Genomic DNA, 18,095 nt, shown 5'->3' with positions numbered 1-18,095 from the left:
ACCCCCGGCCAGGGCCCGGCTAGCGCGTGGCGGTCTGCGCCCATTGCGCCAGCGGCAACGGCGGCTGCGCATAGGGTATGCGGGCCAGCAGCAATTTCAATTCCGCCCAGCCGCCCCGCGCCCCCGGCCAGCGGGACGGCGTCACCGGCCGCCAGCCGCCGTCGGCGCCGCGCTCGGCCATCTTGAAGCGGAAGTTGTAGTGTCCTGCCATGCCCATGCGCAGGTCAGTCACCACCAAGGCATCGTCCAGCGCGTCGTAGCGCAGCCAATCGTCGGTGAACCAGCGCAGCCGCTGATGCAGCGGCACCGCGGCCAGCGCCTGGCCCAGTCCGGGATTGAGCGGCTGGCGCAGCCATTCCGGCGGATCGCGGTCGAACCAGCTACTGACTGCCTCGTAGTAATGACCATCGGGCGTCTTGGCGATGACCCGCCACAGCAGCGTATTGAGCGGCATCGGCACGGCGCGCAGCTCGCTCACGGCGATGCCCTGCGCCTGCATCGCCGTGCGTACCCGCTGCTCGGCGGCAATGCGGCCGGCCAGCCCGAATCCCAGATAGGCGGTGCTGAAGATCAGTGCCCCGGCCAGCAAGCGCCGGGCACGGCGTGTCATGCCCGCGATCACCGCATAGACCGCCGCCAGCAGCAACGGTACGGTATAGGCCGGATCGATGATGAAAATGGCCGACCAGCTCTCCGGTGTCGAGGGCAGCGGCCAGAACAATTGCGTGCCGTAGACGGTGAAGGCGTCCAGCACGGGATGCGTCACCAGGACCAGCCACAGTGTCAGGAACAGCCGCCCCGCGCTGTATGGCGCCTGCGGCCAATACTTGCGTATCAGCCAGGCCAGCAGCGCCGCCAGGCCGGTGAGCACGAAGATCGAATGCGAGAAGCCGCGGTGGTAGGTCATCAGCGACACCGGGTCCGGATAGCGCATCAGCACATCCAGATCCGGCACCGTCGCCAGCGCCCCGCCGTAGATCAGCGCCCGCCGGCCTTGCACGCGCCCCAGCAGCGCCCCCTGTATGCCCGCGCCCAGCACGGCCTGTGTAACCGAATCCATAGAACTCCGACGATAGCCTTCAGCGGACGGCGACGTTCACGCGCCGTCCATCATGCAGGCGTTAAGATACCCGATTGAATTCAGCTAATTTTCAACTTTCGCGCCATGGACCAATACATCGACAAGATCGGCGTGCTGATCGAGACCAACCAGGCCTGGGCCGGCCCCATCACCTTCCTGCTGACGCTGGGGGAATCGATGGTGCTGCTGGGGCTGTTCATTCCCGCCACGGCGCTGATGCTGCTCACCGGCGGCCTGATCGGCGCGGGCACGCTCGACCCGTGGAACATCATGGCCTGGGGCATCGCCGGCGCCATCGTCGGCGATGCGCTGTCATATGGCCTGGGCCGCTGGGCCGGCCCCAACGTACTGCGGCGCTGGCCGCTCAGGCAGCAGCGCACCGCCGTGGCGCGCGCCCGGCTGTTCTTCTACCGCTACGGCTTCGCCTCGGTGCTGATCGGGCGTTTCCTGGGCCCGATCCGCTCGACCATCCCGACCGTGGCGGGCGTCATGGGCATGGCCCAAGGCCGCTTCCAGATGGCCAACGTGCTGTCGGCGCTGCTGTGGATGCCGCTGATGCTGGCGCCCGGCTACATTACCGCGCGCAGCCTGGGCGCGGCCGAAAACGCCCAGCAGATCGCCATGATGATCGGCGCTGGCCTCTCGGTGCTGCTAGGATGCGGGCTTCTGGTCGCGATGATGCGCAAACGCCGGCAGCCGGCGCGGATCCGTCGCGGCAACTAGGGCCCCAGCGGAGAACAGCATGGCCATCGACATGGAGCCGAAAAACGGCGACTTCGCGCGCTACATCGAAAACCTGGCGCGCGCCGGCGGCGCCACACCTGGGCGGGTGCCGAGCAAGGCCGAGGCCAGGCGCCAGGCCGCGATGCCCGCGGCCGCGCCGATGCCCACGCCCGCCCCGGCACCCAGCCACGAGTCCCTGGACGACCTGACCTGGGGCAGGACGGCGCCGCCGCCGCTGCAATCGCGGCCCGCGGAGGCCATCCCCGACACCATCGCCCCCGGGCAGACCGATGCCGAGGCAGTCTCGCTGGCCAGGCGCGCGCGCCAGCGCAAGCAGGGCATCTTCCTGACCATTGCCGGCGCCGTGGCCGGCTGGGCGGCCGTCAATATTGCCTTCCGGGCGCTGCGCGCGCCGCGCTTCGACCTGGACGACTTCATGCCGGCAGTGTTCCTGGGTTTTTTCGCGCTGATGCTGTTCAAGGCGGCCGGCGGCGCGCGCGATCCGCGCAAGCGGCCGCTGGAAAAACTGCCGCCGTTCAAGGCCTCGTCGCACCGCAAGGACGGCTGACGCGCCGCGGTCGCGGCGGCAATGGTGCTAACATTTCCGCCGCCCTCGCACAGACCCATGAATACCGGAGTGAAAGTGAACAACGTTGTCGGATTGAACCAGGCCCAGGCGGCCACGATGCTGAAGCTGCAAGGCGACCTGAACAGCATGATCAATCCGGACTGGATCAACGGCGGCGCCCGCTTCCTGCGCGCCGCCTTCGTCGAATCGGCCGAGGCCCTGGAGCACTACGGCTGGAAGTGGTGGAAGAAGCAGACCATCGACCTGCCGCAGGTGCAGATGGAACTGGTCGACATCCTGCATTTCTACCTGTCGCATACCATCGTGCAGGCCCGCGGCGACGTCAATGCCGCTGCCGCCGCGCTGGTGGCCGACCTGGCCGGCCCGGCCTCGATCACGCTGGACGGCAAGAGCTACGCGCTGGCCAGCCTGGACGTGCCCGAACTGCTGGAACTGATCGGCGGCCTGGCAGTGTGCGGCCGCGCCAGCTTCAAGCTGCTCGAGCAGAGCATGACCGCCTGCGAGATGAGCTGGAACGATGCCTATACCCAGTACGTCTCCAAGAACGTGCTGAACATCTTCCGCCAACGCCACGGCTACAAGGAAGGCACCTACATCAAGATCTGGAACGGCGAAGAAGACAACGTGGTGCTGGCGCGCCTGCTGTCGCAGCACGACCCCGCCCGCGCCGACTTCGCGGACATCCTGCATCGCGAATTGGAAGCGGCCTATTCGCGCCTGTAGGCCCCAGTGCGCGCACCTGCCGCCCGTCCATGAAGAACGCCGCGTCACGCGGCGTTTTTCATGGACTGATTTGCGGCCGTCAGCGCTGGCCGAAGCGCGTCTCGCCGAACAGTTCCTTCAACTGGCGCGGCTGCGAACGCCAGTACTGGCGCGGCGCACTGACCTGGCCGCCCAGTTGCGCCGCGGCGTGCCAGGGCCAGCGCGGGTCATACAGCATGCCGCGCGCCAACGCCACCATGTCGGCCTGGCCTTGCGCCAGGATGTCCTCGGCCTGCTGCGCCTCGGTGATCAGGCCGACGGTGATGGTGGGCAGGCCGACCGCGCGCTTGAGGGCGTCGGCGAACGGCACCTGGTAGTTCGGCCCCACCGGGATCTTCTGCAGCGGCGACACGCCGCCGCTGGAGACGTCGATGAACTCACAGCCCAATTCCTTGAGCCGCAGCGCGAAGGCCTCGGTCTGCGCGGGGTCCCAGCCGCCCTTGACCCAGTCGGTGGCCGACACCCGCACGCCCAGCGCCACCGACGCCGGCGTCACCTCGCGCACCGCGCGGAACACTTCCAGCGGAAAGCGCATGCGGTTCTCCAGCGAACCGCCGTATTCGTCGTCGCGCTGGTTGGCCAGCGGCGACAGGAACTGGTGCAGCAGGTAGCCGTGGGCCGCGTGCAGCTCGATGGCGTCGAAACCCAGGCGGATGGCGCGGCGGGCGCTGTCGACGAACGCGTTGCGTACCCGCGCCAGGCCGGCGGCGTCCAGCGCGCGCGGCGCGGGCTCGGCGGCATTGTGGGGCAGCGCCGATGGCGCCCAGCCTTGCCAGCCGCCCTGCTCCGGCGGCACCAGTTGGCCGCCGTCCCAGGGCGCATGGCTGGACGCCTTGCGGCCGGCGTGTCCCAATTGGATACCGAGCTTGATGGGCGAGTAACGCCGTACTGCCTGCACCACGCGGCCGAGCGCGGCTTCGGTCTCGTCGGACCAGAGGCCCAGGTCGCCCGGGGAGATGCGGCCGTCGGCCTCGACCGCGGTGGCTTCGGTGAACAGCAGCGCCGCGCCCGACAGGGCCAGGTGGCCCAGGTGGATCATGTGCCAGTCGGTGGCTCGGCCCTCGTCGGCCGAGTATTCGCACATGGGCGCGATGACGATGCGGTTGGCCAATTCGACATTGCCGACTGACGTGGAACTGAAAAGATGACTCATGCGTAGGGCTCCGGGCGATGGACGCGGATGCACAGCATAGCGCCGGCCAGCGCCCGGCCCGCCAATCCCGACGCCCGCGTGGGGGCTTAAGGCGCTGCCCGCCTCATCTATTGCCCTTCGATCACGCTGTCCAGGAATTGCCGGGTACGCGCTTCCTTGGGCTCGCTGAACAGCGTCTGCGACGCGGCATCCTCGACAATGTTGCCGGCGTCGAAGAACAGCGTGCGGTCCGAACTGCGCTCGGCGAACTTCATCTGGTGCGTGACGATGATCATGGTCATGCTCTTGCGCGCGGACAGGTCGCGCAGGATCTGCAGGATCCCGCCCACCAGCTCCGGATCGAGCGCCGAAGTGACTTCGTCGAACAGCATGATCTCGGGACACATTGCCAGCGCGCGGGCGATGCCGACGCGCTGCTTCTGGCCGCCCGACAACTGCGCCGGATAGACGTCGAGCTTGTCGCCCAGGCCGACCATCTCCAGGTATTCCACCGCGCGCTCGCGCGCCTGGTCGCGCGGCAGGCCCAGCACATGCACCGGCGCCTCCATGGTGTTGCCCAGCGCTGTCATGTGCGGGAACAGATTGAAGTGCTGGAACACCATGCCGATCTTGCCGCGCACCTTGCGCAGGTGTTCGGAGTTGACACCCGCCGGGCGGCCCTGGGCGTCGGTCCACATCGATTCACCATCGATTTCGATGTCGCCGCTGGTCGGCTGGTCCAGCGTCATCAGGACGCGCAGCAGGGTCGACTTGCCCGAACCCGACGGCCCGATCACCGCGACGGTCTGGCCGGCCGGGATTTCCAGGTTGATGCCCTTGAGTACCTCCAGCTCGCCATAGCGCTTGTGCAGGTTCTTGATGGTGATGCTGGAACTCATCGTTTTCCTCCGTATCGTTGCAGGCGGGCCTCCAGGCCGCGCACGCCCCAGGCCGCGACCAGGCTCAACGCCAGGAACAGCGCGCCGACCAGGGTCAGGGGTTCGGTGTAGCGGAAGGTGGTTGAGCCGATTATCTTGCTCTGCTGCAGCAGTTCGACCACCGTGATCGCCGACAGCAGCGGCGTGTCCTTGAACATGGCCACCAGGTAATTGCCCAGCGCCGGCACCACCGGCGGAATCGCCTGCGGCAGCACCACGCCGACAGCGGTGCGCCACGGCGACATGTTCAGGGCCCGCGCCGCTTCAAGCTGGCCGCGCGGCACCGCCTCGATGCCGGCGCGGTAGACCTCGGCGCAATAGGTGGCGTAGTGCAGGCCGAGCGCCACGATGCCGGTCGCCAGCGGCGACATCTGCACCCCGGTCAAGGGCAACACGTAGAACAGGAAGTACATCTGCACCAGCAACGGCGTGCTGCGCACGAACTCGATGACGAAGGCCGTGGGCAGCGACAACAGCGCCAGGCGCGAACGCCGCAGCAGCGCCAGCGCCAGGCCCAGCGTCACGGCCACCAGCATGCCCAGCACCGTGGCCTGGATGGTGATGATCAGCGCCGAGCCCAGCGTGGGCAGGATCTCCAGGGCGAAGGACCAGTCGAATATCGGTTTCATCGGATCCGCACCCTCCGTTCAAGCAGGCGCACGCCGGCGGTGATCAGCAGCGCCACCGCGAAATAAAGCAGCAGCATGAGCGTGAAGATCTCGGTGGTGCGCAGGGTTTCGCTGCGCAGCAACTGGCCGCGGAAGGTCAGGTCGGTGATGGTGATGAGCGAAACCAGCGCGGTGTTCTTGAGCAGTTCGATCAGCAGGTTGCCGGCCGGCGGCAGCATCGCCGGGATGGCCTGGGGCAGCACGATGCGGCGCATGATCTGGCCGCGCGTCAGGTTCAGCGCCACGCCAGCCTCGCGTTGCCCCGGCGGCACCGCGCGGATGGCGCCGCGCACCACCTCCGCGCCGTAGGCGCCGGCGTTGAGCGCCAGCACCACGATGCCCACCAGCATGGCCGGCAGTTGCACGCCGAACAGCGGCAGCACGAAATAGAACCAGAACAATTGCACCAGCGCCGAAGTGCCGCGGAATACTTCGATGTAGATCGATGCCAGCCAGCGCGCCGGCCGCAATGTCGACAGGCGCCCGATGCCGGCAGCCAGCGCCAGCGGCACCGCCAGGACCACGGCGCCCGCCATGATCTCCAGCGTCACCATCAGCCCTTCCAGCAGCGGCGGCGCCAGCTCGGCGATATGTTCGGGAAGGAGTTGCATCGGCGCCCCCTACTGACCGGCGCAGAGCTTGGCCGCCGTGACCCCCTGGGGCAACTCATCCGGCGTGAAGCCGAACGGCGCCACCAATTGCTTGTGTTCGTCGGTGCCGATGAACTTGGCCAGTTCGGCATTGAAGGCATCGGCAAACGCCTTGTCTTCAGTGCGGAACGCATAGGCGCCATACCCGCGCACGCCCTTGCCGTCGATCACCGGGTCGGTGAACGGCTCGGCCTTCTCCAGGCCGCTGCCGGCATCGGTCTTGCCCATCAGGTCATTCACCGTCAGGGCGGTGGCGGCATAGGCGTCGGCGCGGCCGGCCTGCACCCCGGACAATGCGCTGACCGCGTCCGGGAACACCACGACCTGGCCTTGCGGCACCTTGACCTTGGCGGCGTATTCGGCCTCGATGGCACCCACCACCACGCCCAGCTTGGCGTCGGGGTTCTTGACCACGTCCTCGTAGCTATGCAGGTTCTTCGGGTTGCCCTGCTTGACCAGGAATGCCTGGCCCACGCCATAGGTGGGGTTCGAAAACGCCACCTGGCCGCAGCGTTCGGGCGTGACGTACATACCGGCCGCGATGATGTCGAAGCGCTTGGCCTGCAGGCCCGGGATCAGGGAGCCGAATTCGGTCAGCACGCCTTCGACCTCGTTGATCCCCATGCGCTTGAGCACCACCCGGGCGATTTCCACCGACTCGCCGGTGACCTTGGCCTCTTTGCTGTCCATGTAGGCAAACGGCGCCTCGTTGGCGTAACCGATGCGGATCTTGCCGGCGGCCTTGGCGGCCTCCAGCGTGCTGGCGCCAGCGACGGAGGCGTTATCGCCGGTGGAGGCGGTCTTGTCCGAACCGGAGTCGGAGCAGGCAGCCAACAGGCCCAGGCCCAGGGCCAGCACGACGCGGCGGGTGCGTTGGACGATCATGGTCTTTTTCTCCCAAATTTATTTCTAGGTACATGGCTTCGCTAAAAATGATACGACATTAAATCATTTCACCTCTAATGATATGAACGAAAAAAGCAGGCCGAAGCCTGCTTTTCCCTCACCCGGCCCTATGACGGGTGAGCACTCGTTACGAACCGTAGGGGACTATGTCGTCCCTATTTTTGCGCCGCCCCCGCGTAGGAGAACTTGCCATTGCGGACCACGCCCATGACGCGGGCGCGTTCATCGAAGCCCTGGTGATCGTCCTTGGAGATATTGAGCACGCCGTTGGGCACGACCAGGCCGCGGGTATTTTCCAGGACATCGCGCAACGCGGCGCGGAATTCCGGCGTACCGGGCCTGGCGCCGGTCTTGAGCGCGCGTGCCACGGCGGAATCCAGCAGCATCCAGGCGCCATAGGCGTCGCCGGCAAACTGCGTCAGGGTGTTGGCGCCGTACTGGCGCTCGTACTTGTCGGCGAAGTCCACCGCCACTTTCTTGACCGGATTCGCATCCGGCAATTCGCGCGCCACCACGCCCGGCCCGGTGGGGAACAGCGTGCCTTCGACGTCCTTGCCGCCGACCTGCAGGAATTCCAGCGTGCCGATGCCGTGGGTCTGGTAGATGGCGCCGGTGTAGCCGCGCTCCAGCAGCGTCTTCTGCGGCAGCGCCGACGGCGTGCCGGCGCCGGCGATCAGCACCGCGTCGGGCTTGGCCGCGATCACCTTCAGCACCTGCCCCACCACCGACGCATCGGTGCGCTGGAAGCGTTCCTGCGCAACGATCTTCAGGTCGTTGCCGGCGGCCGCCGAGAATTCCTTCCACCAACTGTCGCCATAGGAATCGGCGAAACCAATGAAGGCCACATTCTTGAAGCCCTTCTTCTTCATGTCCTCGACCAGTACGGTCGCCATCAGCGAGTCGTTCTGCGGCATCTTGAAGGCCCAGGCGCGCTTGGGATCGGACAGCGGCTCGACAATGACGCTGGAGGCCGCCAGCGCGATCATGGGCGTGCGCGTCTCGGCCAGCACGTCGAGGGCGGCCAGGGCCGCGGCGGTGGTATTGGGGCCGACGATGGCGTCGACCTTGTCTTCGGAGGTCAGCTTGCGCAGGTTCTTGACCGCGCGGCTGACGTCCGTGCCGTCATCGAGCACCACGTAGCGCGCCGGTTCGCCGCCCAGCGTGCTCGGCCACAGGCGGATGGCATTGTTGGTCTGGATGCCGATCGCCGCGGCCGGGCCGGTGGTGGAGACATCCACCCCGATCACGATCTCGGCATGGGCGGACAGGGCGGGAACGGCCAGCGCGACGGCGCAGGCATAGCGAAGAAAGAAACGGGACATGACGACGGCTTGGAGAAGGAAAAAACAGCGGATGCCGCTATTTTGCCTGACCGCCGCGGGCCTCGTAGACCAGGGCCGCCAGCGTCAGGTCTTCAAGGGCGCTGCCGACCGCCTTGAAAACCGTGATTTCCTCCGCGCCGGCGCGGCCCGGCGCGCGTCCCAGCACCAGATCCGTCAGGTTGCCGCGGATATCCTCGCGCGCCAGCACGCCGGCCTCGAACGCGGCCAGCAGGTCGCCGGCCTTGGTCGGCGCCTCGTCGGTATCCACGTAGACCGTGGTGCCGTCGAAGCAGGCCGTGTCGGTCTCGATCATGTCGGGCTTGAAGCTGCCGATCAGGTCCAGGTGGGTGCCGGGGCGCAGCCAGTCGCCGCGCACCAGCGGCACGGTCGACAGCGTCGCGCAACTGACGATATCGGCCTGGCGCACGGCCTGTTCCAGGTCCAGGGTGCTGCTGGCATCGAAACCCTGCTGGCGCAGCGCCGCGGCCAGCGCCTCGGCGCCGGCCGGACGCACATTCCAGACCCACACCTTGTCGATCGGCCGTACCGTGCGCATGGCCTGCGCCACCAGCCCGGCGATGCGGCCCGACCCCACGATGACCAGCACCCGCGCATCCTCGCGCGCCAGGTATGAGGCACCCAGCGCCGCCGCGCCGGCGGTGCGGAACACCGTCACCAGGTCACCGTCCACCTGCGCAAGCGGCACGCCGGTGCGGGCGCTGTACAGGTTGTAGGTGGCGTGCAGGCCCGGCAGCGACTGGCGCGTGTTCTCGGGAAAGATGTTGATGACCTTGACGCCGAAGTAACCCTGCTCGTTCCAGGCCGGCATGATCAGCGTGGTGCCGTGCGCGCCACCCGACTCGATGGCGTGGACGTGGCGCGGCGGCACGTGGGCGCCCTGGCGGAACGCCTTGCGCAAGGCCGGGATCGCCGCGTCGAACGACAATGCGCGGCGGGTTTGTTCGGTGTCGATCACTACCATCTGTATCCAATGCCTGTTCGGTTTGAGCCAGGGGGAAGTGTGACGGCGCCGCGCGGCGCTGACAAGGCGCCGCTAGCCGCGGTTACATCGGCTTGCCGGATGCGGGCGGCCGACAGGCGACGCCCCGCCACGCGCGCCGTATCATGGTCCATGCCCCTTCCGGCAACGCGCGCCGCCGCTGGCGAGCCGCGCGCTCCCTCAACCGGACGCGTCCGTCGCGGGCGCGTTCCCTCAACAGGAGTCACGCATGAAGAAAACCGCAACCGCCGCCTGGTCGGGCGATCTGAAGACGGGCAAGGGTACGATTTCCACTCAGAGCGGCGCACTCAAGAACCAGCCGTATGGATTCAACACGCGCTTTGGCGACACCCCCGGTACCAATCCCGAGGAACTGCTGGGCGCTGCCCATGCCGGCTGCTTCACCATGGCGCTGTCCAACATCCTGGGCGAAGCCGGTCTGACGGCGCAAAGCCTGGACACCAAGGCCGAGGTCACGCTCGACAAGGCCGACGACGGCTTCGCCATCACCGCCGTGCACCTGACCGTGGAAGCGGTGATTCCCGGCGCCAGCGCCCAGGCCTTCGAGGAGGCCGCGCGCAAGGCCGAAAAGGGCTGCCCGGTTTCCAAGGTGCTCAACGCCAGGATCACCATGGACGCCAAGCTCAAGTCCTGACCGGCCCCGGCAGGCCCGACCACGGGCGGCGCCATTGGCCCGCCCTATCCGAGGCTTGCCGAAAATCAATTTGACGGTCATGCCTGAGACATGGAAAATGAGAACCATTCTCAGGAACGAACATGACCCGATTCATCTACGCGATTTCTGGCGGCAAGGCGGCGTTCTCACATGACGCCCAGGTTTCGGCCAACCTGCGCCGGGTGGTCGGCTCCGGCATCCTGGTGGCGGTCGGCTATATCGACCCGGGCAACTGGGCCACCGACATCGCCGGGGGCAGCGGCTTCGGCTACGGTCTGCTGCTGGTCGTGATCGCCTCGGCCATCCTGGCGCTGGGCTTCCAGGTGCTGGTATCGCGCCTGGCCCTGGCCACCGGCGAAGACCTGGCCAGCCTCACCGCCCGCCACCTGTCGCCGCGCACTGCCAAGGCCGCCTGGCTGGCCGGTGAAGCCGCCATCCTGGCCACCGCGCTGGCCGAACTGATCGGCGGCGCGATTGCGCTGCGCCTGCTGTTCAACCTGCCGCTGCTGGGCGGCGTGGCCGTCACCGGCGTCGGCACCTTCGCCGTGCTGGCCCTGACGCGCGGCAACGCCGACCGTCACGAGCGCGTCATCGCCGTGCTGCTGTCGGTGGTGGCCGCGTCCTTCGTGTTCCTGCTGTTCAAGGCCAATCCGGCCTGGACCGACGTGGCCCATGGCATGACGCAGACCGGCCACGCGCTGCGCGACCCGCAAGGCTTCCTGATCGCGCTCGGCATCCTCGGCGCGACGCTGATGCCGCACAACCTCTACCTGCATTCCGGATCGCTGGCGCAACGCGCCCGCGCGCTGCCGGCCGGCGCCCGCGACCTGGCCATGCGCGTGGCCCGCAACGACACCCTGGTGTCGCTGGGCGTGGCCATGCTGATCAACTCCGCCATCATGATCGTCGCGGCGGCCTCGCTGTCCGGTTCAGGCATCATCGTCTCCAGCCTGGACGACGCCCACGCGGTGATCGGCCAGACCCTCGGCATCGGCGCCGCCGTCGTGTTCGCGGTGGCCTTGTACGCAGCCGGCCAAAGCTCCACCATCACCGGCGTGCTGGCCGGCCGCATCCTGTCGAGCGGTTTCCAGATCAACCGCGGCTGGTCCGACCGCCGCCGCGCGTTGGTTACGCGGCTGATCGCCGGCACCGTGGCCGCCGCCCTGCTGGCCTTCACCGGCGGCCAGGATCCCGACCAGTTGCTGGTGCTGAGCCAGGTCGTCCTGAGCCTGGCCCTGCCCTTCGCGTTGGGGCCGCTGGTGGTATTGGCCTGCCGCAAGCAGGTAATGGGCCGCCACGTCCTGCGCGGCGCCTGGGCCTGGGCGGCCGTGATCGCCACCGTTGGCATCATCCTGCTGGACGGCTACCTGCTGGTGGACATGGTGGTGTAAGCCTCACCATCCCGCGCCCTCGGCGCGAGGCATTCCTGGGCTGGATCATCGGCGCCGCGGCAGCCCCCGCCTGAAACCGGCCAGCCATGAAAAAACGCCAGCAATCACTGGCGTCTTTTCATGGCGTGGATCCGGCGCTCAACGGTGGGCGGAGGTCACCGGATGCTGGCGGCGGCCCGCGTCCATATCGTGCAGCACTTCACCGACAGCGCCGCCAAGGCGGCGCAGGCGCAGCTTGAGCCGACGCCAGCCCATGCGAGAGAACGGACCGGACAGGGTTTCCGCCTTGATGGCCTCGCGGATCAGCGACCGCTCCAGCGCATCCGACATACGGGCATTTTTCAACGCGGTATCGCTCATGATTCTCTCCTTGAGAAGGCGCGATGGGAACAGCACAAGTCCATCTTAGACCTGTGGTTGCTGCGTTGCAATAAAACTGCCTAGCATTATTTTTGCCGTTGCGAAATGGGTACAAACACCACCATTACGGTGCATCAGGCACCGCTTCCGGCACCATTACTGTGCATTGCACAAACCCTATCGACGCACAAGGTGGGCATCGATCAGCCTGTCGGCCATGTCAGCCACCCGCCCCGCCGGTCCGCCTTCGCCGAACAACTGGCTGGAGACGAAAGCCCCCTCGATCAGCAATAGCAGACCGTCGCCCAGCGCTTCGGCATCGGGCGCTCCCATGCCGGCTGCCATCGCCCTCAGGCGCTGGCGCAACTCCAGCTTGTGCGCGATCGCCACTTCGCGCGCCGGATGGCCCGCCTCGGGGTACTCGACCGCCGCGTTGGTCAGGCCGCAGCCCCGGTAGCCGCTTTGCACCGCCCGTACGCTCAAGCCTGACAGATAGGCGCGCAACTGCGCGCGCGGATCGCCCGGATGGGCATCGCAGGCGGCATTGAAACGCCCCCAGAACTCCGCGTCGTAGTCGCGCAGGTAGGTCGCCGCCAGCTCGTCCTTGGACGAGAAGCTGCGATAGAGACTGGGCTTGGTGACGCCGGCCTGGTTGACGATGGCGTCCACTCCCACCGCACGGATGCCGTCGCGGTAGAACATCTCGCGCGCCGTCTGGCGGATGCGGTCGGCCGCCAGCAACGGTTTGGCTGAAGCGTCGGCGGCCTTGCCGCCCGCGGGGGATTTACTGGCCATTCGAAAGACTCCTTGCTGAGACCGGCCGGCAAGGCCGGCCGCCCTGGAACAGGGTCGTCAAAAATATCTCTTGACGATGTTACTAACCGGTACGTACCATTCGCAAACCAAAATACGTACCGGTCAGTAACATGAGTATATCCCGACTCCCCATCCCCTTCCGCCGCGCCGGCCAGAAGTACGCCTTTGTCGTGATCGCGGTCGTGTTCCTGGCCCTGCTGGTATCGGCCGGCCTGCGCTCCTCGCCCAGCGTGCTGCTGGTGCCGCTGGAGGAAAACTTCGGCTGGAACCGCGGCACCACCTCGTTCGCCGCCGCCGTCGGCATCTTCCTGTACGGCCTGGTCGGGCCGTTCGCCGCGGCCGCGATGGAACGCTTCGGCCTGCGCCGCGTGCTGATCGCCGCCCTGTCGTTGATGGCCGCCTCCAGCGCCATCAGCGCCTATATGACCCAGCCGTGGCACCTGCTGATGACCTGGGGCGTGTTCTCGGGCATCGGCTCGGGCGCGGTCGCCGTCGTCATGGGCGCCACCGTGGTCAACCGCTGGTTCAGCAAGCACCGCGGCCTGATGATGGGCCTGCTGACGGCCAGCACCGCCACCGGCACGCTGATCTTCCTGCCGCTGCTGGCGGCGCTGGCGTCGTCGGGCGACTGGACCCGGGTGGTCTGGACCGTGGCCGGCGCCGCCGCCGCGCTGGTGCCGCTGGCCTGGTGGCTGGTGCCCGACCGTCCCGCCAGCGTCGGCCTGATGCCGTTCGGCAGCGATCCGCATGCGCCACCCGCGCCTGCGGCGCCGCGCACCGGCATGATCGCCGCCACCTTCGGCGCCCTGGCGCGCGCCGCCAGGACCCGCACCTTCTGGTTCCTGTTCGCCACCTTCTTCATCTGCGGCTTCACCACCAACGGCCTGGTCGGCACGCACCTGATCGCGCTCTGCGGCGACCATGGCATCCCCGAAGTGCAGGCGGCCGGCCTGCTGGCGGTAATGGGCATCTTCGACCTGTTCGGCACCACCGCCTCCGGCTGGCTGACCGACCGCTACGATCCGCGCAAGCTGCTGTTCGTCTACTACGGGCTGCGCGGACTGGCGCTGATCTACCTGCCGTATTCCGACTTTTCGTTCTACGGCCTGGCGATCTTCGCCGTGTTCTTCGGCCTGGACTGGATCGCCACCGTGCCGCCCACGCTGCGCCTGGCCACCGAAGCCTTCGGCGACCGCGAGGCGCCCATCGTGTTCGGCTGGATCGTCGCCGGCCACCAGCTGGGCGCGGCCAGCGCCGCCTGGATGGCGGGCGTGGTGCGCCAGTCGCAAGGCAGCTACCTGATGGCCTTCGTCGCGGCCGGCGCCACCGGCCTGATCGCCGCCGTCATCGCGCTGATGATCGGCCGCGAGCGGGTCGTGGCACAACCCGCGTAGTACGCCCCCGCGCGGCACAAAAAAAGCCCGGCCTGCCGGGCTTTTCATTGCGGCGAAAGGACAGGCCTAGGCCTCTTCCACTTCCCCCAGGTACGCGGCGCGCACCTTGGGATCGTGCAGCATGTCGGCGGCGGGACCCGACAGGGTGATCTCGCCGGACTCCATCACGTAGCCGCGGTGGCTGTTCTCCAGCGCCAGGCGGGCGTTCTGCTCGATCAGCAGGATCGTCACGCCTTCGCTGGCGATGGTGCGCACCACCTCGAAGACCTTTTCCACCATCAGCGGTGCCAGGCCCATCGAGGGCTCATCCAGCAGCAGCAGCCTGGGGCGCGCGATCATCGCGCGGCCCATCGCCACCATCTGCTGCTCGCCGCCCGAGAGCGTGCCGGCCGCCTGCCTGCGACGTTCGGCCAGGCGCGGAAACAGCGTGAACACCCGGTCGGTATCCTGCCGCACCTGCGCGGCGTCGCGCCGGATATACGCGCCCATCGCCAGGTTTTCCTCGATGGTGAGCTGGCCGAAGATGCCGCGGCCTTCGGGCACCATCACCAGTCCCTGGCGCACCAGCTCGTGCGATTTCCTGCCGCCGATGGACTGACCGCCATAGACCACTTCGCCGCCGGCCAGCGGCACCAGGCCGCAGATGGCGCGCAGGGTCGTGCTCTTGCCGGCGCCGTTGGCGCCGATCAGGCAGACCAGTTCGCCTTCATCCACCCGCAGGTCGATGCCGCGCACCGCGCGGATGCCGCCATAGGCGACCTGCAGGCCGCGCAGTTCCAGTAGGGGATTGCTTGCCGTCGTCATGCCGGGCGCTCCTGATGAATCAGCGGATCCTGGGCGGCGCCCGCGCCCAGATACGCTTCAATGACTTTCGGGTCGCGCTGCACCTGGGCGGGTTTGCCCATGGCCAGCACCTTGCCGTACTCCAATACCAGCACGCGATCGCACAGGCCCATGACCAGCTTCATGTCGTGTTCGATCAGCAGCACCGTGACGCCATCGCCGCGGATCTTCTCGATCAGCTTGCGCAGCACCACGGTTTCCGAGGCATTCATGCCGGCGGCCGGTTCGTCCAGCGCCAGCAGCTTGGGATCGGTGGCCAGCGCGCGCGCGATCTCCAGGCGCCGCTGGTCGCCGTAGGGCAGCGAACGCGCCACGTCGTTGGCGCGATGGCCGATGCCGACGTATTCCAGCAATTCCTGGGCGCGAGCCTCGATGGCGGCTTCCTCGGCGCGCGTGGCGCGGGTGCGGAACACCGCGCCCAGCACGCCGGCGCGGGTACGCATGTGGCGGCCGATCATCACGTTTTCGATCGCGCTCAGGTTGGCGAACAGGCGGATGTTCTGGAACGTGCGCGCCAGGCCTGCATGCGCCACCTCGTGCGGCTTCTTGCCCGACATGGACGCGCCGTTGAACGTACAACTGCCGTCTTCCGGAATGTAGAGGCCCGTGAGCACGTTGAACAGCGTCGTCTTGCCGGCGCCGTTGGGCCCGATCAGGCCGTAGATCTCGCCCTGCTCGATGTCGAAGCTGACGTCCGACAGCGCTTGCAGGCCGCCGAAGCGTTTGCCCAGTCCCTGGGCTTGCAGCAGTTTGCTCATGCCGCGCCTCCCTGGGCCTTGGTCGCCAGTTCACGCCGGCGCACGGCCGACGGCCACAGGCCGGCGGGGCGGAACAGCATCACGCACACCATCGCCAGGCCGAACAGCAGCATGCGGATGCCTTCCGGGTCCAGCACGACGGCGCCGAACAGCATCTGCTGCACCGGCTCGACCACCGCGCGCAGGAACTCGGGCAACGCGGCCAGGATCAGCGCGCCCAGGATCACGCCCGGGATGTGGCCCATGCCGCCCAGCACCACCATGCACAGGATCGAGATCGATTCCATCAGCGAGAAACTCTCCGGGCTGACAAAGCCCTGCATCGAGGCGAACAGCGCGCCCGCCACGCCGCCGAACGAAGCGCCCATGGCGAAGGCCAGCAGCTTGATGTTGCGCGTGTTGATGCCCATCGCCTTGGCCGCGATCTCGTCTTCGCGGATGGCTTCCCAGGCGCGGCCGATGCGCGAATTCTGCAGGCGCACGCACACCAGGATGATGATCAGCGTCAGCGCCAGCAGCAGGTAGTAGTACTTCTCCGGCCCGGTCACGCGCATGCCAAGCAGGCTCTCGGTGCGGCCGAAGGCGAACTCGCCCACCTTGAAGGTGTCGATGCGGTTGATGCCTTGCGGGCCGTTGGTGATGTTGACCGGCGCGTTCAGGTTGTTCAGGAAGATGCGGATGATCTCGCCGAAACCGAGCGTCACGATGGCCAGGTAGTCGCCGCGCAGCTTGAGCGTCGGCGCCCCCAGCAGCACCCCGAACAGGCACGCCACCGCCAGCGCGATCGGCAGGATCGCCCAGAACGGCAGGTGCAGGCCGAAGTGCGGCGAGGCCAGCAGCGCCCAGGTGTAGGCGCCCACCGCGTAGAACGCGATGTAGCCCAGATCGAGCAGGCCGGCGAAGCCCACCACGATGTTCAGGCCCAGCGACAGCATCACGTACAGCAACGCGAAGTTAAGAATGCGGACCCAGCTCTGGCCGGCCATGCCGAGCACGAACGGCAGCACCGCCAGCACAATGCCGATCAACGCGATGCCGATCAGGTTGCGGGTCGAGAACCCGCGGTTTTTCAGGGTGGTGCTCATGCGCGATCCCCCACGCGTTCGCCCAGCAGGCCGGACGGACGGAAAATCAGTACCAGCACCAGCACGAAGAACGCGAACACGTCCTGGTAATGGCTGCCCAGGAAGCCGCCGGTCAGGTCGCCGATGTAGCCGGCGCCCAGCGATTCGATGATGCCCAGCAAGAGGCCGCCCGCCATGGCGCCGACCAGATTGCCGATGCCGCCCAGCACCGCGGCCGTGAACGCCTTCAGGCCCAGCATGAAGCCCATGGTGTATTGCGACACGCCGTAATAGGTGGCGACCATCATGCCGGCCACGGCGGCCAGCGCCGAGCCGATCAGGAACGCCGCCGAGATCACGGTGTTGATGTTCACACCCATCAGGCCGGCCACTTCGCGGTTCTGCGCGGTGGCGCGCATGGCGGTGCCCAGGCGCGTCTTGTGCACCACCGCCAGCAGCCCGCCCATGATCAGCGCGGCGATCGCGACGATGGCGATCTGCAGCGTGCTCATGCGCGCGCCGAAGATCTCGAACACCTGCGGCGACAGCACCTGCGGGAAGTTCAGGTAGTTGCGGCCCCAGCCCATCATCGCCAGGTTCTGCAGGATGATGGACACGCCGATGGCGGTGATCAGGGCGGCCAGGCGCGGAGCGCGGCGCAGCGGTCGGTAGGCCACGCGCTCGGCAGTCCAGCCCACCGCCATGCACAGCGGCACCGACACCAGCAGGCCCAGGCCCAGCACCACGAAGGCGGATGCGGATGGGTCGCCGCCGACCAGCGAGATGGCGATCGTGGTCGCCGCCATCGCGCCGATCATGACGACGTCGCCATGCGCGAAGTTGATCAGCCCGATGATGCCGTACACCATGGTGTAGCCGAGGGCGACCAGGGCATAGACGCTGCCGAGCGTGATGCCGTTAATCAGTTGTTGAATGAAGATATCCATAGGGGCCGCGGAAAAAGCCTGGAAAAAAATCGCGCGAAATCGGGATGCGGCGCGGCCCCGGGGGCCGCTTTCGCG

General features: G+C 67.5%; 20 protein-coding genes. 6 read left to right on the top strand and 14 right to left on the bottom strand.

What is annotated here, in order from left to right; translation table 11 throughout:
- Positions 1-19 precede the first annotated feature (19 nt).
- Positions 20-1,060, bottom strand: coding sequence for a metal-dependent hydrolase (locus AC6LKG_RS00375; protein WP_498161865.1), 1,041 nt, complete (start codon positions 1,058-1,060; stop codon positions 20-22).
- Between the two features lie 105 nt (positions 1,061-1,165).
- Between AC6LKG_RS00375 and AC6LKG_RS00370 the strand changes: the two genes are divergently transcribed.
- From AC6LKG_RS00370 to AC6LKG_RS00360, 3 genes are read left to right on the top strand one after another with little or no spacing between them, the layout of a single operon-like run.
- Positions 1,166-1,804: a DedA family protein gene (locus AC6LKG_RS00370; protein WP_498161863.1), complete on the top strand. Its 639-nt coding sequence runs from the start codon at positions 1,166-1,168 to the stop codon at positions 1,802-1,804.
- Between the two features lie 19 nt (positions 1,805-1,823).
- Entirely contained in the window at positions 1,824-2,372 is a 549-nt protein-coding gene (locus AC6LKG_RS00365; protein WP_498161862.1) for a hypothetical protein, read from the top strand.
- Positions 2,373-2,429: 57 nt separating this feature from the next.
- On the top strand, positions 2,430-3,116 hold the full coding sequence (locus AC6LKG_RS00360) for a dUTP diphosphatase (RefSeq protein ID WP_498161861.1): 687 nt from the start codon (positions 2,430-2,432) through the stop codon (positions 3,114-3,116).
- Positions 3,117-3,195: 79 nt separating this feature from the next.
- Here AC6LKG_RS00360 and AC6LKG_RS00355 read toward each other — a convergent pair whose 3' ends face one another.
- From AC6LKG_RS00355 to lhpI, 7 genes are all read right to left on the bottom strand, one after another.
- Positions 3,196-4,308: an NADH:flavin oxidoreductase/NADH oxidase gene (locus AC6LKG_RS00355; RefSeq protein ID WP_498161860.1), complete on the bottom strand. Its 1,113-nt coding sequence runs from the start codon at positions 4,306-4,308 to the stop codon at positions 3,196-3,198.
- A gap of 107 nt (positions 4,309-4,415) precedes the next feature.
- Entirely contained in the window at positions 4,416-5,186 is a 771-nt protein-coding gene (ehuA, locus tag AC6LKG_RS00350) for an ectoine/hydroxyectoine ABC transporter ATP-binding protein EhuA (protein ID WP_498161858.1), read from the bottom strand.
- On the bottom strand, positions 5,183-5,854 hold the full coding sequence (gene ehuD, locus AC6LKG_RS00345; RefSeq protein WP_498161856.1) for an ectoine/hydroxyectoine ABC transporter permease subunit EhuD: 672 nt from the start codon (positions 5,852-5,854) through the stop codon (positions 5,183-5,185). Before ehuD ends, ehuA begins: the two co-directional genes overlap by 4 nt.
- Positions 5,851-6,504: an ectoine/hydroxyectoine ABC transporter permease subunit EhuC gene (gene ehuC / locus AC6LKG_RS00340; RefSeq protein ID WP_498161854.1), complete on the bottom strand. Its 654-nt coding sequence runs from the start codon at positions 6,502-6,504 to the stop codon at positions 5,851-5,853. Before ehuC ends, ehuD begins: the two co-directional genes overlap by 4 nt.
- Before the next feature lie 9 nt (positions 6,505-6,513).
- Positions 6,514-7,428: an ectoine/hydroxyectoine ABC transporter substrate-binding protein EhuB gene (ehuB, locus tag AC6LKG_RS00335; RefSeq protein ID WP_498161852.1), complete on the bottom strand. Its 915-nt coding sequence runs from the start codon at positions 7,426-7,428 to the stop codon at positions 6,514-6,516.
- Positions 7,429-7,604: 176 nt separating this feature from the next.
- Entirely contained in the window at positions 7,605-8,771 is a 1,167-nt protein-coding gene (locus AC6LKG_RS00330) for an ABC transporter substrate-binding protein (protein ID WP_498161851.1), read from the bottom strand.
- A gap of 37 nt (positions 8,772-8,808) precedes the next feature.
- Positions 8,809-9,753 (bottom strand): bifunctional Delta(1)-pyrroline-2-carboxylate/Delta(1)-piperideine-2-carboxylate reductase, encoded by a 945-nt coding sequence (gene lhpI, locus AC6LKG_RS00325; protein ID WP_498161849.1) that lies wholly within the window; start codon positions 9,751-9,753, stop codon positions 8,809-8,811.
- A 247-nt stretch (positions 9,754-10,000) separates the two neighbouring features.
- Here lhpI and AC6LKG_RS00320 point away from each other — a divergent pair, with 247 nt between their 5' ends.
- Positions 10,001-10,426, top strand: a complete 426-nt coding sequence (locus tag AC6LKG_RS00320) for an OsmC family protein (RefSeq protein WP_498161847.1) — start codon at positions 10,001-10,003, stop codon at positions 10,424-10,426.
- Positions 10,427-10,548: 122 nt separating this feature from the next.
- On the top strand, positions 10,549-11,838 hold the full coding sequence (locus AC6LKG_RS00315; RefSeq protein WP_498161845.1) for an Nramp family divalent metal transporter: 1,290 nt from the start codon (positions 10,549-10,551) through the stop codon (positions 11,836-11,838).
- Between the two features lie 138 nt (positions 11,839-11,976).
- On the opposite strand, the gene AC6LKG_RS00310 is transcribed toward AC6LKG_RS00315, so the two are convergent.
- On the bottom strand, positions 11,977-12,198 hold the full coding sequence (locus AC6LKG_RS00310) for an XRE family transcriptional regulator (RefSeq protein WP_498161844.1): 222 nt from the start codon (positions 12,196-12,198) through the stop codon (positions 11,977-11,979).
- A 177-nt stretch (positions 12,199-12,375) separates the two neighbouring features.
- On the bottom strand, positions 12,376-12,993 hold the full coding sequence (locus AC6LKG_RS00305; RefSeq protein WP_498161842.1) for a TetR/AcrR family transcriptional regulator: 618 nt from the start codon (positions 12,991-12,993) through the stop codon (positions 12,376-12,378).
- Between the two features lie 131 nt (positions 12,994-13,124).
- Between AC6LKG_RS00305 and AC6LKG_RS00300 the strand changes: the two genes are divergently transcribed.
- A complete protein-coding gene (locus AC6LKG_RS00300; RefSeq protein WP_498161840.1) occupies positions 13,125-14,408 on the top strand; it encodes an MFS transporter in 1,284 nt (427 codons plus the stop codon).
- Between the two features lie 66 nt (positions 14,409-14,474).
- Here AC6LKG_RS00300 and AC6LKG_RS00295 read toward each other — a convergent pair whose 3' ends face one another.
- From AC6LKG_RS00295 to AC6LKG_RS00280, 4 genes are read right to left on the bottom strand one after another with little or no spacing between them, the layout of a single operon-like run.
- A complete protein-coding gene (locus AC6LKG_RS00295) occupies positions 14,475-15,212 on the bottom strand; it encodes an ABC transporter ATP-binding protein (RefSeq protein WP_498161839.1) in 738 nt (245 codons plus the stop codon).
- The gene (locus AC6LKG_RS00290; RefSeq protein WP_498161838.1) at positions 15,209-16,009 is read right to left on the bottom strand and encodes an ABC transporter ATP-binding protein; all 801 of its coding nucleotides are present in this window, start codon (positions 16,007-16,009) and stop codon (positions 15,209-15,211) included. The genes AC6LKG_RS00295 and AC6LKG_RS00290 overlap by 4 nt, the downstream gene beginning before the upstream one ends.
- Positions 16,006-17,094 (bottom strand): ABC transporter permease subunit, encoded by a 1,089-nt coding sequence (locus tag AC6LKG_RS00285; RefSeq protein ID WP_498161837.1) that lies wholly within the window; start codon positions 17,092-17,094, stop codon positions 16,006-16,008. The genes AC6LKG_RS00290 and AC6LKG_RS00285 overlap by 4 nt, the downstream gene beginning before the upstream one ends.
- A complete protein-coding gene (locus AC6LKG_RS00280) occupies positions 17,091-17,942 on the bottom strand; it encodes a branched-chain amino acid ABC transporter permease (protein ID WP_498162126.1) in 852 nt (283 codons plus the stop codon). The genes AC6LKG_RS00285 and AC6LKG_RS00280 overlap by 4 nt, the downstream gene beginning before the upstream one ends.
- Positions 17,943-18,095: the final 153 nt, after the last annotated feature.

The sequence above is a fragment of the Achromobacter sp. 46006 genome, from assembly GCF_059761975.1.
This window is presented reverse-complemented; position numbering and strand designations above follow the sequence as displayed.

What these genes read in the sequence shown, in the direction of transcription:
- AC6LKG_RS00375 (WP_498161865.1), bottom strand. Translation starts at nt 1,060, where the DNA reads ATGGATTCGGTTACACAGGCCGTGCTGGGCGCGGGCATACAGGGGGCG.
- AC6LKG_RS00370 (WP_498161863.1), top strand. Translation starts at nt 1,166, where the DNA reads ATGGACCAATACATCGACAAGATCGGCGTGCTGATCGAGACCAACCAG.
- AC6LKG_RS00365 (WP_498161862.1), top strand. Translation starts at nt 1,824, where the DNA reads ATGGCCATCGACATGGAGCCGAAAAACGGCGACTTCGCGCGCTACATC.
- AC6LKG_RS00360 (WP_498161861.1), top strand. Translation starts at nt 2,430, where the DNA reads ATGAATACCGGAGTGAAAGTGAACAACGTTGTCGGATTGAACCAGGCC.
- AC6LKG_RS00355 (WP_498161860.1), bottom strand. Translation starts at nt 4,308, where the DNA reads ATGAGTCATCTTTTCAGTTCCACGTCAGTCGGCAATGTCGAATTGGCC.
- ehuA (WP_498161858.1), bottom strand. Translation starts at nt 5,186, where the DNA reads ATGAGTTCCAGCATCACCATCAAGAACCTGCACAAGCGCTATGGCGAG.
- ehuD (WP_498161856.1), bottom strand. Translation starts at nt 5,854, where the DNA reads ATGAAACCGATATTCGACTGGTCCTTCGCCCTGGAGATCCTGCCCACG.
- ehuC (WP_498161854.1), bottom strand. Translation starts at nt 6,504, where the DNA reads ATGCAACTCCTTCCCGAACATATCGCCGAGCTGGCGCCGCCGCTGCTG.
- ehuB (WP_498161852.1), bottom strand. Translation starts at nt 7,428, where the DNA reads ATGATCGTCCAACGCACCCGCCGCGTCGTGCTGGCCCTGGGCCTGGGC.
- AC6LKG_RS00330 (WP_498161851.1), bottom strand. Translation starts at nt 8,771, where the DNA reads ATGTCCCGTTTCTTTCTTCGCTATGCCTGCGCCGTCGCGCTGGCCGTT.
- lhpI (WP_498161849.1), bottom strand. Translation starts at nt 9,753, where the DNA reads ATGGTAGTGATCGACACCGAACAAACCCGCCGCGCATTGTCGTTCGAC.
- AC6LKG_RS00320 (WP_498161847.1), top strand. Translation starts at nt 10,001, where the DNA reads ATGAAGAAAACCGCAACCGCCGCCTGGTCGGGCGATCTGAAGACGGGC.
- AC6LKG_RS00315 (WP_498161845.1), top strand. Translation starts at nt 10,549, where the DNA reads ATGACCCGATTCATCTACGCGATTTCTGGCGGCAAGGCGGCGTTCTCA.
- AC6LKG_RS00310 (WP_498161844.1), bottom strand. Translation starts at nt 12,198, where the DNA reads ATGAGCGATACCGCGTTGAAAAATGCCCGTATGTCGGATGCGCTGGAG.
- AC6LKG_RS00305 (WP_498161842.1), bottom strand. Translation starts at nt 12,993, where the DNA reads ATGGCCAGTAAATCCCCCGCGGGCGGCAAGGCCGCCGACGCTTCAGCC.
- AC6LKG_RS00300 (WP_498161840.1), top strand. Translation starts at nt 13,125, where the DNA reads ATGAGTATATCCCGACTCCCCATCCCCTTCCGCCGCGCCGGCCAGAAG.
- AC6LKG_RS00295 (WP_498161839.1), bottom strand. Translation starts at nt 15,212, where the DNA reads ATGACGACGGCAAGCAATCCCCTACTGGAACTGCGCGGCCTGCAGGTC.
- AC6LKG_RS00290 (WP_498161838.1), bottom strand. Translation starts at nt 16,009, where the DNA reads ATGAGCAAACTGCTGCAAGCCCAGGGACTGGGCAAACGCTTCGGCGGC.
- AC6LKG_RS00285 (WP_498161837.1), bottom strand. Translation starts at nt 17,094, where the DNA reads ATGAGCACCACCCTGAAAAACCGCGGGTTCTCGACCCGCAACCTGATC.
- AC6LKG_RS00280 (WP_498162126.1), bottom strand. Translation starts at nt 17,942, where the DNA reads ATGGTGTACGGCATCATCGGGCTGATCAACTTCGCGCATGGCGACGTC.